This is a genomic window from Algoriphagus formosus, assembly GCF_002807035.1.
GTDB classification, from domain to species: domain Bacteria; phylum Bacteroidota; class Bacteroidia; order Cytophagales; family Cyclobacteriaceae; genus Algoriphagus; species Algoriphagus formosus.
Map to the genome: position 1 here is coordinate 581,219 of NZ_NIUC01000002.1, position 21,203 is coordinate 602,421.

At 43.2% G+C, this 21,203-nt stretch carries 14 protein-coding genes and 4 tRNA genes; 3 read left to right on the plus strand and 15 right to left on the minus strand.

All coding sequences use genetic code 11. The annotated features are described in order from the left end of the window. Nucleotides 1-40: 40 nt before the first annotated feature. From rpoC to CDH51_RS08755, 14 genes are all read right to left on the minus strand, one after another. The gene (gene rpoC, locus CDH51_RS08690; RefSeq protein ID WP_100628254.1) at nt 41-4,351 is read right to left on the minus strand and encodes a DNA-directed RNA polymerase subunit beta'; all 4,311 of its coding nucleotides are present in this window, start codon (nt 4,349-4,351) and stop codon (nt 41-43) included. Between the two features lie 50 nt (nt 4,352-4,401). Continuing rightward, nucleotides 4,402-8,277, minus strand: coding sequence for a DNA-directed RNA polymerase subunit beta (gene rpoB / locus CDH51_RS08695; protein WP_026945199.1), 3,876 nt, complete (start codon nt 8,275-8,277; stop codon nt 4,402-4,404). Nucleotides 8,278-8,432: 155 nt separating this feature from the next. Continuing rightward, complete coding sequence (rplL, locus tag CDH51_RS08700) at nt 8,433-8,816, minus strand: 50S ribosomal protein L7/L12 (RefSeq protein ID WP_100628255.1); 384 nt, start codon at nt 8,814-8,816, stop codon at nt 8,433-8,435. Between the two features lie 43 nt (nt 8,817-8,859). After that, entirely contained in the window at nt 8,860-9,399 is a 540-nt protein-coding gene (rplJ, locus tag CDH51_RS08705) for a 50S ribosomal protein L10 (protein ID WP_100628256.1), read from the minus strand. A 3-nt stretch (nt 9,400-9,402) separates the two neighbouring features. Further along, complete coding sequence (gene rplA, locus CDH51_RS08710) at nt 9,403-10,101, minus strand: 50S ribosomal protein L1 (RefSeq protein ID WP_024284758.1); 699 nt, start codon at nt 10,099-10,101, stop codon at nt 9,403-9,405. A gap of 10 nt (nt 10,102-10,111) precedes the next feature. After that, nucleotides 10,112-10,555, minus strand: a complete 444-nt coding sequence (rplK, locus tag CDH51_RS08715; RefSeq protein WP_024284757.1) for a 50S ribosomal protein L11 — start codon at nt 10,553-10,555, stop codon at nt 10,112-10,114. Nucleotides 10,556-10,558: 3 nt separating this feature from the next. Continuing rightward, nucleotides 10,559-11,116: a transcription termination/antitermination protein NusG gene (gene nusG / locus CDH51_RS08720; RefSeq protein WP_024284756.1), complete on the minus strand. Its 558-nt coding sequence runs from the start codon at nt 11,114-11,116 to the stop codon at nt 10,559-10,561. Between the two features lie 18 nt (nt 11,117-11,134). Next, nucleotides 11,135-11,323: a preprotein translocase subunit SecE gene (gene secE / locus CDH51_RS08725; protein WP_024284755.1), complete on the minus strand. Its 189-nt coding sequence runs from the start codon at nt 11,321-11,323 to the stop codon at nt 11,135-11,137. A gap of 17 nt (nt 11,324-11,340) precedes the next feature. Continuing rightward, nucleotides 11,341-11,411, minus strand: a tRNA-Trp gene (locus CDH51_RS08730). Between the two features lie 111 nt (nt 11,412-11,522). Then, entirely contained in the window at nt 11,523-12,710 is a 1,188-nt protein-coding gene (gene tuf / locus CDH51_RS08735; RefSeq protein ID WP_026945194.1) for an elongation factor Tu, read from the minus strand. 59 nt (nt 12,711-12,769) lie between these two features. Then, nucleotides 12,770-12,841 (minus strand) — tRNA-Thr (locus tag CDH51_RS08740). Between the two features lie 32 nt (nt 12,842-12,873). Then, nucleotides 12,874-12,946, minus strand: a tRNA-Gly gene (locus CDH51_RS08745). Between the two features lie 75 nt (nt 12,947-13,021). Then, nucleotides 13,022-13,104: transfer RNA gene (locus tag CDH51_RS08750), tRNA-Tyr, on the minus strand. A gap of 143 nt (nt 13,105-13,247) precedes the next feature. Continuing rightward, on the minus strand, nt 13,248-15,878 hold the full coding sequence (locus tag CDH51_RS08755; RefSeq protein WP_100628257.1) for a M1 family metallopeptidase: 2,631 nt from the start codon (nt 15,876-15,878) through the stop codon (nt 13,248-13,250). Between the two features lie 64 nt (nt 15,879-15,942). Here CDH51_RS08755 and CDH51_RS08760 point away from each other — a divergent pair, with 64 nt between their 5' ends. The 3 genes from CDH51_RS08760 (at nt 15,943) to frr (ending at nt 17,915) form a co-directional block, all read left to right on the plus strand. Next, complete coding sequence (locus CDH51_RS08760; protein ID WP_100628258.1) at nt 15,943-16,437, plus strand: acetyl-CoA carboxylase biotin carboxyl carrier protein subunit; 495 nt, start codon at nt 15,943-15,945, stop codon at nt 16,435-16,437. Nucleotides 16,438-16,635: 198 nt separating this feature from the next. Beyond that, nucleotides 16,636-17,346, plus strand: coding sequence for a UMP kinase (gene pyrH / locus CDH51_RS08765; protein WP_100628259.1), 711 nt, complete (start codon nt 16,636-16,638; stop codon nt 17,344-17,346). A gap of 8 nt (nt 17,347-17,354) precedes the next feature. Further along, nucleotides 17,355-17,915: a ribosome recycling factor gene (frr, locus tag CDH51_RS08770; protein ID WP_024284750.1), complete on the plus strand. Its 561-nt coding sequence runs from the start codon at nt 17,355-17,357 to the stop codon at nt 17,913-17,915. Nucleotides 17,916-18,279: 364 nt separating this feature from the next. Here frr and CDH51_RS08775 read toward each other — a convergent pair whose 3' ends face one another. Continuing rightward, nucleotides 18,280-21,036 carry a carboxypeptidase-like regulatory domain-containing protein gene (locus CDH51_RS08775; protein WP_100628260.1) on the minus strand — a complete coding sequence of 919 codons (2,757 nt, stop codon included), beginning with the start codon at nt 21,034-21,036 and terminating at the stop codon, nt 18,280-18,282. Between the last annotated feature and the right edge of the window lie 167 nt (nt 21,037-21,203).

Here is a 21,203-nt window from a genome sequence, read left to right on the forward strand (position 1 = left end):
TGCTCGACGCAGGCCTTCCACTTAAAACTAATTATAAATTTTACAGAATTGCTTCGCTGGACTTTGAAGAAGTCATCTCCATGTTTTCAGAAAGCTTTTCATACTCCTCTTGAGATCCAACGATCATCTTCTGGAAGTTACGCTGACCTGTACCGGCTGGGATCAAGTGACCTACGATCACATTTTCCTTCAGACCTAACAACTCATCACGCTTACCTCGGATAGACGCTTCCGAAAGCACCTTAGTAGTTTCCTGGAAGGATGCTGCAGAGATAAAGCTCTCAGTACCCAAGGAAGCTGCTGTGATACCTTGAAGTGTTGGCTTAGAAACCGCAGTTTCTGCATCCCTCACTTGTACCAATTTCAAATCCTTACGCTTCAGACTGGAGTTTTCGTCTCTCAATCTTCTTGCAGAAATGATCATACCTGGCTTCAAAGTACTAGAATCACCTGCATCCATCACGACTTTCTTATCAAGAATCATATCGTTTTCTTCTCGGAAAGCCCATTTGTCTACAGTCTGACCCTGAAGGAAGCTGGTGTCTCCTGCATCCAGAATTTCGACTTTTTGCATCATTTGAGATACAATCACCTCGATGTGCTTATCGTTGATTTTCACACCTTGAAGTCGATATACTTCCTGGATTTCATTGACCAAGTACTCCTGAACAGCCGTCGGTCCTTTGATCGCCAAGATATCATTTGGAGTAATCGCTCCATCAGATAATGGCTCACCAGCACGGATGAAGTCATTCTCCTGGACCAAAATGTGCTTAGAAAGCGACACCATGTATTTCTTGATCACACCATCCTTAGATTCGATGATAATCTCTCGGTTACCTCGTTTGATACCTCCGTAAGAAACCACTCCATCGATTTCAGAAACTACCGCCGGATTAGACGGGTTACGTGCTTCGAAGAGTTCAGTTACTCGTGGAAGACCACCGGTAATATCTCGAGTTTTACCTACGGATCGAGGGATTTTCACAAGGATTTGGCCAGACTTCACTTTGTCACCCAAGTCAACTGCCAAGTGGGCACCAACTGGGATGTTGTAAGACTTGCTATCCTCGCCGTACTCAACTACGATCGCAGGGTTCTTCGTTCTATCTTTGGTTTCGATGATTACTTTCTCACGGAATCCTGTCTGATCATCGGCTACTTCTTTGAAAGTAACCCCTTCAACGATCGACTCGAAATCAATCTTTCCATCAAATTCGGAAAGAATCACTGCGTTGTATGGATCCCAAGTACAAAGTGAATCACCTTTCGCTACCTTCTGACCATCTTTTACATTCAAGATAGCTCCGTAAGGAACGTGGTTTGACACTAGGGTCTTGCCACTTTTCGCTTCATTGATTCGAATCTCACCGGATCGTCCCATTACTACTGTGACAGGCTCTCCATCCTTATTGGTGGTCTCGATGAATCTCAATTCCTCGTCGAATTCAACAACTCCTTCAAATTTAGCATTGATACTTGCATCAACGGCCATGTTGGAAGCTGTACCACCGACGTGGAATGTACGAAGTGTCAACTGAGTACCTGGTTCTCCGATGGACTGTGCAGCAATTACACCGACAGATTCACCTGTATGAGCCATTTTACCAGTAGCAAGGTTTCTTCCGTAACACTTAGAACAAACTCCTCTACGAGTTTCGCAAGTCAATACAGATCGAATTTCAACTTCTTCGATTGCAGAATCATCTACTTTAGCAGCGATTTCGTCATCAATCTCTACTCCCGCAGGAATGATCAATTCATCTGAAATCGGATCATACACATCATGAACAGATACACGCCCTAGGATTCGCTCAGAAAGTGGCTCTACAATATCTTCATTGTCTTTGAGTGGCTGTACAACCAATCCTCTTAGCGTACCGCAATCATCTTCAGTGACGATCATATCTTGAGCTACGTCAACCAGACGACGAGTCAAATAACCCGCATCGGCTGTTTTCAAGGCTGTATCTGCAAGACCTTTTCGAGCACCGTGTGTGGAGATAAAGTACTCCAATACATCAAGACCCTCTTTAAAGTTTGAAAGGATTGGGTTTTCGATGATTTCACCTACAGAACCCTGAAGGTTCTTCTGTGGCTTGGCCATCAAACCTCTCATACCACCCAACTGACGAATCTGCTCACGAGAACCTCGGGCTCCGGAGTGCATCATCATGTAGATAGCATTAAATCCTTGCTTATCTTCCTCCATCTGCTTCATCAAGATGTTAGTCAGATGAGAGTTAGTTCTTGTCCAGATATCAATTACTTGGTTGTATCGCTCATTGTCTGTGATAAGACCCATTAGATAGTTGTTCCAAACGACATCTACTTCTTCTTTTGCCTTATCGATCATCGGATCTTTCTCATCCGGAATGATGACATCATTCAGACCCATGGACAATCCACCTTGATAGGCCATTTGGAAACCAAGGTGCTTGATATCATCCAGGAATTGAGCAGTTCGGGCTACACCGCAAACCTTCACAACTTTGGCAATGATTTGCTGAAGCTTTTTCTTAGTCAATAGTTCGTTGACATAGCCTACTTCTTCTGGTACAAATTGATTGAAAATCAATCGTCCTGCTACCGTGTCAATAAGCTCAGATTTGATCTCTCCATCTGCAGAGCGAACATTTACCTTACACTTAATGTGAGCATGCTTGGAAATTTGCCCCTCGTTAAGAGCAATGATTACTTCCTCTTGACTGTAGAAGGTCATTCCCTCTCCAGCTACAGGCTCTTCCTCAGTAGATTTTTTACCCTTAGTCACGTAGTAAAGACCCAAAACCATATCCTGAGAAGGAACAGTAATTGGAGCACCGTTAGCCGGGTTCAAAATGTTGTGCGAAGAAAGCATCAATGTAGATGCCTCTAGGATAGCTTCATGTCCAAGTGGAACGTGTACCGCCATTTGGTCACCGTCAAAGTCAGCGTTGAAGGCTGTACAAACGAGTGGGTGCAATTGGATCGCTTTTCCTTCGATCAATTTTGGCTGGAAAGCCTGAATACCCAAACGGTGAAGAGTTGGAGCACGGTTGAGAAGAACAGGGTGCCCTTTCAACACATTTTCCAAAATATCCCAAACAACAGGATCTTTACGATCCACAATTTTCTTAGCAGATTTTACAGTCTTAACAATTCCTCTTTCGATCAACTTTCTGATGATAAAAGGCTTGAAAAGCTCTGCTGCCATATTTTTAGGAAGACCGCACTCGTGAAGCTTCAATTCAGGACCTACTACGATCACCGAACGACCGGAGTAATCCACACGCTTACCGAGCAAATTCTGACGGAATCGACCTTGCTTACCTTTCAACATATCGGAAAGAGACTTCAAGGCACGGTTTCCATCGGATCTTACCGCATTTACTTTTCTTGAGTTGTCAAATAGTGAATCGACAGCTTCCTGAAGCATTCGCTTTTCGTTTCTCAAAATCACCTCAGGTGCTTTGATATCGATCAAACGCTTCAATCGGTTGTTTCGAATGATTACACGACGGTAAAGGTCATTCAAATCAGAAGTTGCAAATCGACCTCCATCCAAAGGAACCAATGGACGCAATTCTGGTGGAATCACAGGCACCATGCGGACGATCATCCACTCAGGTCTGTTTTCGATTCGCGTACGTGCATCACGGAATGCCTCTACTACTTTCAATCGCTTCAGCGCTTCAGCCTTCCGCTGCTGGGAAGTATCTGTAGCCGCCTGGTGGCGAAGAGAGTAAGATAGATCATCCAAATCCAAACGAGCAAGAAGCATTTCCAATGCCTCCGCACCCATTTTAGCGATGAATTTATTAGGATCATCGTCATCCAAAAGATGGTTTTCTTTTGGAAGCTTATCCATGATATCGAGGTATTCGTCCTCAGTCAAAAAGTCAAGATATTGAATACCGTCTTCAGCTTTAATACCAGCTTGAACCACCGCATATCGCTCATAATATACGATTTGATCTAGCTTTTTGGTAGGAAGTCCCAATAGGTAACCAATTTTGTTTGGAAGGGACTTGAAATACCAAATATGGGCAACTGGAACTACCAATTCGATATGTCCCATTCGCTCACGTCGTACTTTCTTCTCGGTCACCTCTACACCACAACGGTCGCAGATAATGCCCTTGTATCTGATGCGCTTGTATTTGCCACAATGACACTCCCAGTCTTTAACCGGACCAAATATCCGCTCGCAGAACAAACCGCCCATCTCAGGCTTGTAAGTTCTGTAGTTGATAGTTTCTGGCTGGGTCACTTCACCATTTGAACTATCCAGAATAGATTCTGGGCTAGCCAAACTGATGGTGACTCTCGAAAAGTCATTGTTGAGTTTTTTGTTTTTTCTGAACGCCATAGTTTATAGAAAGATATGTGAAGGGCGGTTTCCCGCCCAATTGAGCCAAATTAGTCTAAGGTGATTTCTAGTGCCAAACCTCTCAATTCATGAACCAATACATTGAATGATTCAGGGATATTTGGTTTTGGCAGGTTCTCACCCTTAACAATCGCTTCGTATGCTTTTGCACGGCCAATTACGTCATCAGACTTAACCGTCAAAATCTCCTGCAACACGTGTGATGCACCAAATGCTTCCAATGCCCACACTTCCATCTCTCCGAATCGCTGTCCACCGAATTGGGCTTTACCACCCAATGGCTGCTGCGTGATCAAAGAGTAAGGACCGATGGATCTTGCGTGCATTTTGTCGTCTACCAAGTGACCTAGCTTCAACATGTAGGCTATACCTACAGTCACCGGCTGATCAAATCTGACGCCTGATAGACCATCGTATAGGTAAGTTCGGCCATATGGAGGTAAACCTGCTGCTTCCAATTCTGCAGAGACCTCTTCCATAGAAGCTCCATCAAAGATTGGAGTGGCATATTTCTTACCAAGTTTCTGACCAGCCCATGCCAATACAGTTTCGAAGATCTGTCCGATGTTCATTCGGGAAGGAACACCAAGTGGATTCAATACAATGTCCATTGGAGTACCATCTTCCAAGAATGGCATATCTTCATCTCTTACGATTCTTGCCACGATACCTTTGTTACCGTGACGACCTGCCATCTTATCTCCTACTTTCAATTTACGCTTCTTGGCTACGTATACTTTTGCCAATTTCACGATACCTGCAGGAAGCTCATCGCCTACCTCCAATGTAAATCGCTCACGCTTAAATTGACCGGAAATCTCATTACGAGCATTGGTGTAGTTTTTCACCAATTGTACAATGAGTGAATTGGTATGTGCATCATCTGTCCAGTCATCTAGGATGATATCTGAGATCAAATTAGCTTCTTCTGGCACATTGTAGTTAGACTCATCCCGATAAGGGTTCTTAGCTGGGAAGAGGTTATTTTCAATGTTCTTATGATTGAACTTCTGTCCCTTGCTGATAATCTCATCACCAAACTTGTGCTTGACACCCAATGATGTCTTTCCGTCAAGGATATTGACCAATTTGTTGATCATTCGAGCACGGATTCCAAGAAGGTCTTTGGAGTATTTTGCTTTCAGTTTTTCAACCTCAGCTTTTGCCTTAGCACGTACATCCTTGTCCTTCTTTGGTCTTGAGAATAGTTTGGTCTCGATTACCACCCCGTTCAATGATGGAGAAGCTTTCAAAGAAGCATCTTTTACATCACCTGCTTTGTCACCGAAGATAGCTCTTAGAAGCTTCTCTTCTGGTGTAGGATCAGTTTCACCTTTTGGAGTAATCTTACCAATGATGATATCGCCTTCTTTGATTTCCGCACCTACGGTGATGATACCGTTTTCATCCAAGTGCTTCACAGCTTCCTCGGATACGTTTGGAATTTCAGAAGTTAATTCTTCCTCTCCACGCTTGGTATCCCGAACTTCTAGTTGGAATTCTTCTACGTGAATGGAAGTAAATATATCCTCACGAACAACTCGCTCAGAAATAACGATCGCATCCTCGAAGTTATAACCCTGCCAAGGCATGTAAGCCACTCTTAGGTTTTTACCCAGTGCAAGCTCACCATTGTTGGTGGAGTATCCTTCGACCAAAACTTGACCCTTTTCCACTTTTTGACCATGCAAAACAAGTGGTGTCAGGTTTATCGTCGTGTCTTGGTTAGTTCTTCTGAATTTGATCAGATCATATGTTTTATATTCATCCGTGAAGTTGACCAACAACTCATCGTCAGATAGGTCATACTTGATTCGGATTTTTGTAGCATCTACGTAGTCAACCACACCGCTTGCCTCAGCAATGATCAGTGATCTAGAGTCGATAGCAGCTTTTCCTTCAAGTCCAGTACCTACGATTGGTGCTTCAGCTTTCAACAATGGAACTGCCTGACGCTGCATGTTGGAACCCATCAAGGCTCGGTTTGCATCATCATGCTCCAAGAATGGAATCAAAGAAGCAGCTACAGATACAATCTGATTAGGAGCTACGTCCATGTAACTGATTTCGTTTGGCTCCAAAACAGGGAAATCACCCTCATATCTAGCCTTCACTCGATCATTTACAAAAGATCCTTTCTCATCCAATGGTGCATTGGCCTGAGCGATGTTATGATTATCCTCTTCTTCAGCGGTAAGGAAGACAATATCCTCCTTTTTCATCCCTACTTTGCCTTCTTTTACTTGGCGATAAGGAGTTTCCAAGAAGCCCATTGAATTCACTTTTGCGTGAACACAAAGAGAGGAAATCAAACCAATATTTGGACCTTCAGGAGTTTCGATCGTACAAAGACGCCCATAATGCGTATAGTGAACGTCACGAACCTCGAAACCTGCACGCTCTCTTGAAAGACCACCTGGACCTAAGGCAGAAAGTCTACGCTTGTGTGTCAACTCAGCCAATGGATTGGTTTGATCCATAAACTGAGAAAGTTGGTTGGTTCCGAAGAAAGAGTTGATTACTGAAGAAAGCGTACGCGCGTTGATCAAATCAACAGGCTTGAAATCTTCGTTGTCACGAACGTTCATTCGCTCACGGATGGTTCTAGCCATTCTAGCCAAACCTACACCAAACTGGCTGTAAAGCTGCTCGCCTACAGTACGAACACGTCTATTAGACAAGTGGTCAATATCATCGACAACCGCTTTAGAGTTGATCAAACCGATCAAGTATTTAACGATATTGATGATATCCTCTTTGGTAAGGACGATTTTCTCAGAATCGATGTCGAGACCCAGTTTTTTGTTGATTCTATAGCGACCAACTTCTCCTAGATCATAACGCTTGTCAGAGAAGAACAAGGAGTGAATTACCTCACGGGCAGTAGCCTCATCAGGAGCTTCAGTATTTCTCAACTGACGATAAATCACTTCTACCGCTTCCTTCTCAGAGTTTGAATTATCTTTTTGTAGAGTATTGTAAATGATAGAGTAGTCGGCAATGTTGACATCTTCTCTGTGGAGAATGATGCTCTTAGAGCCTGAATCCAAGATCATTTCAATATCTTCCTCAGTAAGGACCGTATCACGTTCTAATAGAACTTCATTTCGGTCGATAGAAACTACCTCACCAGTATCCTCATCCACAAAGTCCTCTACCCATGTTCTCAAAACACGTGCAGCCAACTTACGGCCTGCAGCTTTTTTAAGGGCAGTTTTAGTGGCATTCACTTCCTCAGAAAGACCGAATAGATCCAAGATATCTTTATCTGAACCGTATCCAATAGCTCTAAGAAGTGTGGTTACCGGGAATTTTTTCTTACGATCGATATAAGCATACATGACATTGTTGATGTCAGTTGCAAACTCGATCCAAGAACCTTTGAAAGGAATAATTCGAGCGGAATAAAGCTTGGTACCGTTGGTGTGCTTACTTTGAGCAAAGAAGACACCTGGAGATCGGTGAAGCTGGGAAACGATCACTCGCTCAGCCCCATTGATCACAAATGAACCTTTTTCGGTCATGTATGGAAGATTTCCTAAAAATACTTCCTGCTCGATGGTTTCAAAGTCCTCATTATCTTCATCGTGGCAAAGCAACCTCAATTTTGCCTTGAGCGGCACAGAGTAGGTTAGTCCGCGCTCGATACACTCTCCGACGCTGTATTTAGGAGGGTCAACTGCATAGTCAATAAACTCCAAGGTGAAGTTTTCACGGGAATCAGAAATTGGGAAATTCTCTGAAAAAACCTTGAATAATCCGTCTGCTCTTCGCTTCTCAGCAGGTGTATCCAGTTGGAAAAAGTCCTTGAAGGACTGCAACTGAATATCGAGAAAATCCGGATAGTCTTTGACCACCTTAATGGAGGAGAAACTTTTCCTTTCGGTTTGATTCTTGATAGCCAAGGTAGTGTGTGTTTTAGTGATATTTAATAACGGAATGCGACAATTATCGCTTAGAATAATGCAATTTTTACCCTGTGCATAAACAGGAAAAGACCTGACTTATTTTAGTCAGGTCTTAGGGCAATACCTAAACCAAGGGTTCAGGTTTTGCCAAATTATTTGATCTCTACTTCAGCACCAGCTTCTTCAAGAGACTTCTTCAAAGCCTCAGCTTCGTCTTTAGCGATACCTTCTTTCAATGCTTTAGGAGCGGAGTCAACCAATTCCTTTGCATCTTTCAATCCAAGACCAGTCAATTCTTTCACAAGCTTAACTACTGCAAGCTTCTGACCACCGGCTGCCTTCAATACCACGTCAAAAGAAGACTTCTCTTCTTCTGCTGCGCCACCATCAGCACCACCAGCAGCTGGTCCAGCTACTGCTACAGCTGCAGCTGCAGGCTCGATACCATACTGATCCTTAAGGATATCTGTCAATTCTTTAACCTCTTTTACAGTCAAGTTAACCAACTGATCTGCAAGTTGTGTTAGATCTGCCATTTTATTGTAAAGTTTAAATTTTCGTTGTTAAATGTGTGAATTTTTACTGCTCGCCTCTTTCTTCCAAAGCCTTCAAAACACCACCTAGGTTGTTTTGACCACTCTGAAGTGCAGAGATCAAGTTCATAGCAGGAGATTGCAACAGACCCAAGAGGTCTCCGAGCAATTCTTGCTTAGATTTAAGTTTGGACAGCATGTCAAGGTTTGCTTCACCTACGATTACATCAGAATCGATGGAAGCTCCTTTGAATACTGGTCTGGTTTCTTTTTTACCCAACTTCTTACGGAAGTCAAGCAAAACTTTCGCCGGTAGATTACTTGTCTCTTTGGAGAAAATAATACCAGAGAAACCTTTCAATGTATCATCCAACTGAGAGAAATCTGCATCGAGATTCTCCAATGCTTTTTTGATCAAGGTGTTTTTGTACACTTTGTACTCCACTCCTTTTTCAAAGCATGTACGTCGGAAAGCATTCACCTGTGCTACAGTAAACCCGGAAGCATCTGTAACATAGAAGAAAGGGTTTTCTCTGAATTTCTCGGTAAGACCGTCGATTATTTCTTTTTTCTCTTCTCTAGTCATGATTTAGATACCTTGAAAACTACCCTTGTCTAGTTTGATGCCCGGAGACATCGTACTGGATAGATGAATACTTCTAAAATAAGTTCCCTTTGCGGAAGCTGGTTTCAGCTTGGAGATGGTTTGGATAAGTTCATTTACGTTCTCCTGAATTTTCTCAGGGGTAAAAGATACTTTTCCTACGCTTGCGTGAATAATTCCAAACTTATCTACCTTGAAATCAATCTTACCAGCCTTCACCTCTTTTACAGCTTTACCTACTTCTAGGGTTACTGTTCCTGCTTTAGGGTTTGGCATTAGTCCTCTAGGACCCAATACCCTACCTAGTCTACCTACTTTTGCCATCACGTTAGGCATAGTGATAATGACATCAATGTCAGTCCACCCACCTTCGATCTTAGCAATGTAGTCGTCCAATCCAACGTAGTCTGCGCCTGCTTCTTTCGCTTCTTCCTCTTTATCGGGTGTACAAAGAACCAATACTTTGGTGTCTTTACCAGTACCGTGAGGTAGAGCTACTACACCTCTGACCATTTGATCTGCTTTACGAGGATCAACGCCAAGGCGTACATCCACATCAACAGATGCGTCAAATTTAGTGTCAGTAATCTCTTTTACGATCGTAGAAGCGGCCTCCAGGGAGTACACTTGGCTTGGGTCGTACTTAGAAAGAGCTTCTTTTTGCTTTTTTGTTAACTTAGCCATAGTTGTATAATTATTCTTCCCAAGGGGCTTTTCCAGATACTGTGATACCCATACTACGTGCAGTCCCTGCTACCATTCGCATGGCAGACTCCACTTTGAAAGCATTTAAGTCAGGCATTTTCACCTCCGCTATCTCCTTTACCTGATCCCAGGTAACAGATCCTACCTTCTTACGGTTAGGCTCTGCAGATCCGCCTTTGATTTTTGCTGCTTCCAAAAGCAGGTTTGCTGCTGGTGGAGTTTTTACAACAAAATCGAAAGACTTATCCGAGTAGATTGTAATCAATACAGGACACGTTTGACCCATTTTGTCTTGGGTACGTGCATTGAACTGCTTACAAAACTCCATGATGTTCAAACCCTTGGAACCAAGAGCTGGACCTACTGGAGGCGACGGGTTAGCCTGGCCACCTTTCACTTGCAGTTTTAAATAACCAGTGATTTCCTTAGCCATTGCTTAGTCTTGTTTTTCTACTTGTATAAAGTTTAATTCAACAGGAGTATTTCGTCCGAAGATCTTGACCATAACATTCAATTTCTTCTTGTCATCAAATATCTCCTCAATCGTCCCGGTAAATCCACTGAAGGGTCCATCCATTACTTTTACGGACTCTCCGACTATAAATGGTGTATCTAGCTTCTCGGCAAACTCATCAATCTCCTCAACCTTTCCTAAGATGCGATTGACTTCTGATTGGCGTAATGGTTCAGGGGTTTTGGAAGCTCCCCCCTGGCTTGATCCAAGAAACCCGATTACTCCCGGAATACTCGTTATTACGTGATTGGCCTCTCCATTCGATAGATCTGCGTTGACAAGCACATAGCCCGGGAAGAAGTTCTTCTCTCGGACTCGCTTTTTGCCATTTCGCATTTCATATACTTTCTCAGAGGGGATCAGTACATCAGGAATAAATTCATCCAACTTTTGCCTGACAATTTCATTGTCAAGGTAAGTCTTCGCTTTTTTTTCCTGTCCTGCTACTACTCTGAGTACGTACCACTTATGTTCGGCCATGCTGTAATTTCAATTCAATTAAAACAAATCATAAAACCATGTCATGATATTTTCGAATCCTAGATCCACTCCACCAATAAATAGTGCAAAGATCAGTGACGCTACCAATACCAATACGGCAGAATTCTGGAGAAATGAGTACTTCGGCCAGGTGACCTTGTTCTTCATTTCGTCGTAAGACTCGAGGACAAAGTTTTTTAAATTCATATTGATTCGCTTGCTAGCACGGGCAGAGAGATTCGAACTCCCATCAACGGTTTTGGAGACCGCTATTCTGCCATTGAACTATGCCCGTGTGTTTGATCGCTCTCCAAACGGGAACGCAAAATTAGATATAAGTGCCTTAAGAAACAAATGCGATCCCAAAAAACTTTAGGATCGCATTGTTAATTAAGTATAATGTGTATTAGTCTAGGATTTCAGTAACCTGACCGGCTCCTACTGTACGACCACCTTCACGGATCGCAAATCGAAGACCTTTCTCCAAAGCAACTGCGTTAAGCAAGTTAACTTCGATAGTTACGTTATCACCAGGCATTACCATTTCAACGTTTTCTGGAAGTTTGATCTCTCCAGTTACGTCAGTAGTTCTCAAGTAGAACTGTGGACGGTACTTGTTGAAGAATGGAGTGTGACGTCCACCTTCTTCTTTTGAAAGAACGTAAACCTCAGCCTTGAAGTGAGCGTGTGGAGTTACGGATCCTGGCTTACAGATAATCATACCACGCTTGATTTGCGCTTTTTCGATACCTCTAAGCAATAGACCTACGTTATCACCAGCTTCACCTCTGTCCAAAATCTTACGGAACATCTCAACACCAGTAACAGTAGACTTCAATCCTTCTGCACCCATACCGATGATATCAACTGGATCACCAGAGTTGATTACACCTCTTTCGATACGTCCGGTAGCTACAGTACCACGACCTGTGATAGAGAATACGTCCTCTACAGGCATCAAGAAATCTTTGTCAGTCAAACGCTCTGGAAGTGGAATGTGGTTATCAACCGCATCCATCAATTCCATTACTGTGTTAACCCACTTCTCTTCTCCGTTCAATGCTCCAAGAGCAGAACCTTGAATAACTGGAATATTGTCACCGTCGAATTCATAGAAAGAAAGCAATTCTCTAACTTCCATTTCTACTAGCTCAAGAAGTTCCTCATCGTCAACCATGTCAACTTTGTTAAGGAATACAACTAGAGCAGGTACACCTACCTGACGAGCCAAAAGGATGTGCTCACGAGTTTGTGGCATTGGTCCGTCTGTAGCTGCTACCACTAGGATAGCTCCGTCCATTTGAGCGGCACCTGTAACCATGTTTTTCACATAGTCAGCGTGACCTGGACAGTCTACGTGTGCATAGTGTCTGTTTGCTGTTTGATACTCTACGTGAGAGGTGTTGATAGTAATACCTCTTTCTTTTTCTTCTGGCGCGTTGTCGATAGAAGAGAAATCTCGTAGTTCGGAAAGACCCTGCTTAGCCAACACTGTAGTGATAGCTGCAGTCAATGTAGTTTTCCCATGGTCCACGTGTCCAATCGTACCGATATTTACGTGCGGCTTGGAACGGTCGAATGTTGCTTTTGCCATGCTTGAAAATCCTCAGTTTAAGTTTAAAGATATGTTTAGTTTAATTATAAGCCGTTAAGAGCCAACGACGGGATTTGAACCCGTGACCCCTTCCTTACCAAGGAAGTACTCTACCCCTGAGCTACGTCGGCTTTTACCCGATGCCCTCCTCAGAAAGGCATTGAGCGGGAGACGAGGCTCGAACCCGCGACCTGCAGCTTGGAAGGCTGCCGCTCTACCAACTGAGCTACTCCCGCTTTTAATCTTTAGAGAATACTTCCTCTACTTTTTTGCCCTGCAAAACTAGGAAAAAATTTTACAATTCGGCAATGTGGGGGAAACAGGATTCGAACCTGTGAAGACATAAGTCAACGGATTTACAGTCCGTCCCAGTTGGCCGCTTTGGTATTCCCCCTTGTCTGCTTTTCAGTAAATTATGACCGCTATTCGTCATAACGGATGGCAAAATTATAGGCTTTTCACAAAGTTTCAAAGCATACAAAATATTTTTCCGAATATTTTATTGAAATAAGTTTTAATTCGCTTAAAATCAATGATTTAATTTTCGTCTCCAAAGCTCTGAAGGAAGTACTGAAAGTAATTTTTGATCTGGGAGTTCGTCTCTTTCGATGCAATTTCCTGCAATTGCTTCACCAAGGTCTCATCATCAGCAAATCCCAATAGCCCTTGAAATGCTCCCAATCGAACAAAAACCTGTGGATTATTTTGCATCTGATCCAACAAATAGGCCTTGGCTTCCTCAGCCCCTTCTTCCGGATTGGAGACAAAATACTCACTGAAATAACCCAAAAAATAATACAAACCTTCGCCACTCAGCACAGAAAGCTTGGAACGAAACCAATCTCCCTTACCCTTTATATCCTCATTGAGATAGTATTCTGCGACAGGTACGAGTACCCGATAATTCGTTTCCGATTCAAATCGCTCAAACAAGTCAGGATCAAGCCGCTCGGAAGAAACATTATTCATTGCCATCAAGGCAGAACTGACAATCAAAAAAGATGAATCATTCACATATCGGCTGAGGTCAGGATAGTATTTGTCCGCATTTAACGAACCTAATACATCGATGGCTCCCGCCCGAACAGAATTTTTTTCATCATTATCGGCAATGGTATAAATAGATTCCTCCATTCCTTCTGATATCCATTCTGGGTTGCTCTGAAGAATATTCAGCGTCAACTCCCGAATACTCCAAAAGGGATCTTTCAGACCTTCCGCCAACAAAGGTTTCAACTTATCCTCCTCCACTCTACTCACCAGGCTATCCAACGCTTCATATCTCGCGATTCCCAACTGAGATTCTTGAAACTGCCGCACATAATGATCAGATGAAAACTCTCCTTTCCGCTTTGTCAGTAAATCTTTACCCTCATCAAAATAGGCTTGTGTCAGGGGAAATTCATTTTCAAGCGCAAACTGCTGAAAGCCTTTCTCCAAAATTAATCGCCTACTCTTCCGCTCTTCCCCTTCGTACCAACTGATCTCGAAAGGCAATTTATACAGAGGGGAAAGTGTAAGATCTTGCGTTTGCTCTACTGTGATCAAGAGATTCTCAGGAATGGAGTAATCAATGGAGACCTTTAGCTCAGGGTGTCCCTTATCCAGAAACCACTGGTTGAAAAACCAATTCAGGTCTTCTCCGCTGACCTTTTCAAATGCCAACCTTAAATCATGCACTTCCACGCTTTGGAACGCATGAGTAGTAAGATAAAGATTGAGTCCTCTGAAAAATAACTCATCGCCCAGGTATTTCCGAAGCATATGTAGGATCACCCCTCCTTTGGAATAACTATGCGCATCAAACATATCCTCAGGATCGGAATAGCCAAAGCGAATCAAATCCACCTGCTTGGTTTCAGCTTCCTGAAAATAAGTTTCCGTCTCGACGATCAGCTTTAATTTGGCTAGGTCATCTCCATATTTATGCTCGTTCCATAAATATTCACTGTAGTTTGCAAATGCTTCATTCAGGGTCAGATTAGCCCAAGACTCTGTAGTCACTAAGTCTCCAAACCATTGGTGAAATAATTCATGTGCAATGATGTAGTCCCACTCTGAATCGATGGCTTCACGCTCTGTCAATCGTAATTCTTCCATAAAAATGGAAGCTGTGGTATTTTCCATCGCACCAGAGACAAAGTCCCGCACGACAATCTGATCATATTTGGGCCAAGGAAATTTTACCTGAAGCAAATCTTCGAAATAGCGGATCATTTCAGGGGTATGCTTAAATACTCTCGCTGCCCCAGCTCCATATCCTTTTTCTACATAGTAATTGATTGGCAAGCCATCCAAGTCTCTCTTCACGACATCAAACTCCCCAATCGCGACCGCAGCAAGGTAAGGAGCATGAGGCAAATCCATTCTCCAGGTATCTTGGCGCATTCCATCTGCAAGCGGTTTTTGGGCAATCAGCTCTCCATTGCTGATGGTGGTAAGATTATCTTTAACTGTCAAATGGATGGTCTGAGTAAAGCGCTCATTAGGTTTATCGATAGTCGGAAACCATTTACTGTTGTATTCAGTCTCCCCTTGAGTCCAAATCATGGTAGGCTTGCCCGGTACGGTATCCAGAGGATCAATAAAGTACAAACCCTTGGTGTCGGTAATAGCCAAGTTGTCCGAGCCTGAATTTCGCTCTGGAAAAGCTGTATATCTTACCCGAATAGAAAATGTATCGCTTAGGCTAACAGGCTTGGGAAGGTAAATCATCAACTGCTTGTAGTCATAGCGATAATTAGTCGATGTCTCCTCTCCATCGTGAGAAAAATAAATGGATCCAGGTTCAAAATCTTTTGCATCCAAAACCAATATAGACTGAGCTTTGGCATAGGGAGTGATGGTCAAAATAGCTTCACCCATCACAGCCTGCTGCTCATAATCAAAGCGTAAATCCAGTTCGGTATCCAAAATATCAAACTCTCTGGTAGCTGCGGCCCGGTAGTTTGCAATTGCCGCCTCTTTTTGCCTTAAAAGCTGCATTGCCTTCAGTGAATCATCTGAATTAGAGTCATCACTTTCTATTTGAGGAATAGGTTCTATGATGCTAACAACTTCTTTGGGAGGCAGATCCTGGGTAGATTTACAGGCAGTGGTATAGATCAATAAGCCTGAAATCCCCCAAATCAGATTCTTTCCCAAAATATTCTTTGGCTTCGTGTGCATTTATTGGATATTTGACAAATTTCAGAAAACTCAAAATAAATCTTGAAGGCCTAAATTAGCAGGAATGTTTTCAGCAACCATCAATGACAAAACCTTTTCGGTTGAAAAAAACGAAAAGGGCATCACCGTGGCAGATAAAGCACTCGATTGGGATATCAAACCCATCGATGGAAGGAAGTTTCATCTGATTAAAAATCATCAGTCCTATGAAGCTGAATTGGTGAGTATTGACAAAGAATCCAAAACACTTCATATCAGACTGAATAAAAAACTGGTCGAGGTATCTCTAAAAGATCGCTTTGATCTCTTGCTTGAAGAAATGGGCATGGAAGACGTAGCCGGTTCGGCTGTTCAGGATATCAAAGCACCGATGCCAGGACTGATTTTGGATTTGAAAGTAAAGCCCGGAGATGAAGTCAAGAAAGGCGACGTAGTGTTGATTCTTGAGGCCATGAAAATGGAAAATATCATCAAGTCTCCCGGAGATGGCCTGGTATCAGAGGTAAAGGTAAACCTCAAGCAAAGTGTGGAGAAAAACCAGGTTTTGATTACTTTCTAAAGCTTCCTGACGGGAAACTCAAAAAATACTAGCATTCTGAGGGATAGAAATTATATTTGTCCGGTGATTTTTGAAAACAGTCCAAAAAAATCAAACTCAGTGCCTGCTTGGTCAAGATAAAGGTTTAAGCAAAATGAGTTTGGAAAATCAAGCTTCATCAAGAAGAGGTGACATTTTAAAAACAAAGGGAAATAAAAAATGAAGTACAAAAGAATCCTCCTCAAACTCAGCGGAGAGGCCCTAATGGGTGACAAAAACTACGGGATTGACCCCAATAGGCTACAGCAATACACTGCTGAGATCAAAAAAGTAAAAGATATGGGCGTGGAAATCGCCATTGTCATTGGAGGAGGAAATATTTTTAGAGGGGTTCAGGCTGAAAAATCCGGAATTGACCGAGTACAAGGTGATTACATGGGAATGCTAGCCACCCTGATCAATGCGATGGCATTGCAAAGCGCCTTGGAGCAAGCCGGACTTTACACCCGCTTGATGTCTGGTATCAAGGTAGAAAGTGTGTGTGAACCCTTTATTAGAAGAAGAGCAATCCGACACCTGGAAAAAGGTAGAATCGTAATCTTTGGAGCTGGGATTGGTAACCCTTATTTCACAACAGACTCTACAGCCAGTCTTCGAGCTATCGAAATTGAGGCGGACGTAGTCTTGAAAGGCACCCGAGTAGACGGCGTATATACAGCAGATCCTGAAAAAGATAAATCAGCTACCAAATATCAAACCATCTCTTTTCACGAAGTGTATGAAAAAAACCTCAATGTCATGGACATGACGGCTTTTACACTTTGCCAGGAAAACAATCTGCCTATCATTGTATTTGACATGAACAAAGTCGGTAATCTCAGCAAACTCGTAGAAGGAGAGAAAGTCGGCACACTAATCACATCAATCTAAGCAATCTCATGGAAGAAATAGAACTGTATCTCGAGGAAGCAAAGGAACTCATGCAAAAAGCCGTGGATCATACGGCTGCAGAATTAGTCAAAATCCGTGCAGGAAAGGCCATGCCTAACCTACTCGATGGAGTCATGGTCCCCTACTACGGCACCCCTACTCCTATTAATCAAGTATCTTCTGTCACTACACCGGATGCTCGGACATTGTCTATTCGCCCTTTCGAAAAAAACCTAATCTCTGAGATCGAAAAGGCCATCATCAACTCTGACCTTGGCCTAGCTCCTCAAAATAACGGAGAGGTAGTCATTCTTACCATTCCTACACTTACTGAAGAGCGCAGACTAGCTTTAGTCAAGCAAGCCAAGCATGAGTGTGAAAACGGAAAAATATCCATCCGTACCGTACGTAAAGACACCAATGATTCACTGAAAAAACTTCAAAAGGAAGGTGCTTCAGAAGATGAGGTAAAGCGTGCTGAAGACAAGGTTCAAAAATTCACCGATCAATATTCCGCAAAAATCGATGAACTTCTCGTGAAAAAAGAAGCGGATATCATGAAGGTCTAAAAACAAGAAAGCACATTAACTTTCAAAAGCCACTTTCGGAAAGAAAGTGGCTTTTTGGATTTTAAATGGGAAGAATCCGATCAATTGGGGAGGTATCTTGAAAAATCTCAGAACCCAAAATTCATGTATTTAGCTAAAATCATGAATTCAACTTCACGTATTTAGCTAAATTTATGAAGTTCACTTTAGATACAATCAAGCTCCCTAAGATTTTCAGCCAAACCTATCCCAATTCCAGCTTTAAGGTAATCCGCCCAGATAATTTTTATGAATTAACCGATTTGGAATAGCTCCAACTATGCCTTTCAAAGCACCTTTCGAAAGAGAGGACCCCATTTTTAGCTTTGCATGATCAATAATCTTTCTAGAGGGATAATTCAATACTCTTTTTAAACACCTCCCCGTCCAGTGTCAATCCTTCGATTCGAATTCTCAACTGGCGAACGCCGTGGGGAATTTTAACCTGAACGCTGAAAACACCATCCTCGGTCAGTGCCTCGGGCTCCCAGAAAATGGTTGGTCTTTTCTTTAAGTATTGGTCAGCTGGTGGATTTTTGGGGAATTCCTCGAATTCGGTAAAACCTAAGACATCAAAAAGCTGAAAACCTTTAGAATTAAAGTTGCGGCTTCTTTCTTCTCTGATCCTTTCACCACGTTTGGTTTCAAGTATCACTACTCCTGAATACCCTGCCATTCCAAATACCCCCGCGCCGAATGTATAAATTCCTACAGATTTTATTTCTTTAGGAACATAGGAATTAATCATATCCACAAATTCTTGGTTTTCAAGAAAAGGAAACTTGGAACCATCTATAATCAAAAGCGGTGCTCCAGTTCTTTCTCCGTAGCTATAATTGCCAAATTTTAAACTATTTGAATTAAAGCCCATGCGTGTTAAAACTGTCATCATATTTAAACTCATCGCTAACTGATCCTCAGTCATTACCCTATCTGGCTCCCCATATCCATACCAGTCAGATTCTTTCGCAACCTCTTTTTTAGCCTCTTTAACAAACTCCTCCAAAAGGATGTAATCGCCTGCTGCATCGAGGATATCTTCATCAGTCGGAAGTGGTGCTTTCTGGTAGGGCATTCTTGGAAACTCCGAAGGAGGATCCGGTTTTCCCAAGGAGTCCAGCCTGACCGAGCCATAGGGTTTTCGTTTACTGTCCATTGCCGCCACTGCGATCTGGGCAGTATCCTTGAAATATAATCCCGTTGCCCAAAACCTCCCTGCCGAATCCGTGTCCACCTGTCCGTAATCCTCCAAGTCTCCCCGAACTATGGTAATGGGATTGATCAGGGGACGGCGTTTTTTGTCCGGAATAAACTGACCCTGAATGGATATCCCGTATTCGACGGGATGGGATAGCTCAGTCCCAACGTCTTCCGGTAGGGCAGTATCCAGCCAGTCCATGGCCTGCTCCAAACTGTTTATTCGGGGGAATTCCCGCACATACTCCGCATCTGTGATGCTAAGGATAAATTCCCCGTCGATGGGATTGTCAAAACCATCCTTCAGGGCCAACTCCAAATCCATTAGCCCATAGCTCAGCGAATCCCTGAGGGTATAGGAGGAACTCACCTGAATTTCCCCAAAATATTCCACCGGATCGGGAAGATCTGCTGTGGGAAAATATCCCGGCTCCATTACCACAAAAGGGGTCAAGAATTCATCCAATTGTCCAAAGTTCCGGCTCCAATGGGTATAGGCTCTAAGGGCATAATCCCCCGGCTTCAAATCCTCTGATAAAACCAAGGCTCCGGAAAGCTTCCCTTCCCGGACAGGAAAAGTAGCCGATTGGATGACTTCTGCCTTGGAATCCAACAAGTCCACATAGACTGTCCGGCTGAGTGAATCTTTCAGGGTAGGTTCATGGTAAAGCATCCGTCCCCCAAGCCAAGCGGTCTCTCCGGGATAAAAATAGGGCTTGCTGGTAGTTATCCATGCCTTTTCCCGTAAGCGGTTCAGTTTGGAAGAAGGATCGTTGAGGATTTCGTTTGGTGGTTGTTGGGCCAAAAGTCCCGATTCTGGAACAAAATCCAGCGGCAAGGTCCGGGCTACCCGCTGCCGACTCAAATAGCCAGAGAGCATCAACTGGGTGGGATTGATCAGTACCCCTCTGCGATCGATGTCATAAAAGCCCAGAGGGGCTTCGATCCAGCTGAGGGCATGATACACATCTCGGTAATACTGGTTGGGCCAGGGCTTATCCAGGTGGTGGATTTCCATCTTTCCGGGTAGAAAGATTCTGTAATTGCCATTTTCCAAAGGTTTTCTCAGCAAAGAGTCCTTGCTGACAGCAAGAATGGACTCATCCAATTCTTCATAAAACTCGTTGGTGCGTCTTCTGTCCATCCTTTCCGGCAATACCCGATAGAGTTTAAATTCCACAGAATCCGGCGCATTGAGCAGGATGGACTGATTGAGGCTACGGATAGATCCCTGATAGTTTGCAGCCCTGGCTTCCGCCCAACCTTGGGATTCCTCGGCATCTGTGGGATTCAGCGGTTCGAAAAATACCTGACCGTAAAACCGGGATCCGTTTCGGATAAGACGATAATCCTGAAGATAATAATCGATTCGGTACCCCAGGGCGCGGTTGATGATTTTCAGGGGTTCCCGGGCGCTGGCCCGGAGGTAATTTTGTCCCCTTTTCGGTTTTATCTTTTCAAATTCCACCACCCAGGGGTTTTGGATTTCGATTTGGGATTTATACGGGTCATCGGGCACCGCCAAAAAAACTTCCTCAAACCTTCGGAATTCGCGTTGCCAGGCTTTGTCGCGTTTAGCCTTGAGCTCTACTTCAGAAAGACCAGACTCCTGAAATGCAAGTTCAAAGTCCACCTTTAGCTCATTTTTGTTTTCAAAGGAAATCGTCTTCACCTCAGTGACATACCCGACAAATGAGGCAACGATTTCGATTTCGTTGGGGAAAGTTCCTCTGAGCGTAAACCGGCCTTCCTCGTCTGAGGCCGCGCCCAAGGTGGTATTGTTGACAAATACATTTGCAAAGGGAAGGGGAAGTCCAGATTCTTTTTCGAAAACCGTTCCCCTGATGGTTTGCGAAGCAAGAATTTTAGCTGAAAACAGAAGTAAGATCAAAAAAAGAATTCTCATCCTTGAGTTTTTACTTAATGGAATTGAATCTACTATTTTTCTTGATAAATACTCATTTCATAGGTCTGATTATTTACTATCCTTTTCAGTGACACAATTCTAACAACGACTAATTTACTAATTCATAATATTGGATACCTCGAGAACTCCCCACCTTAATTCACCCT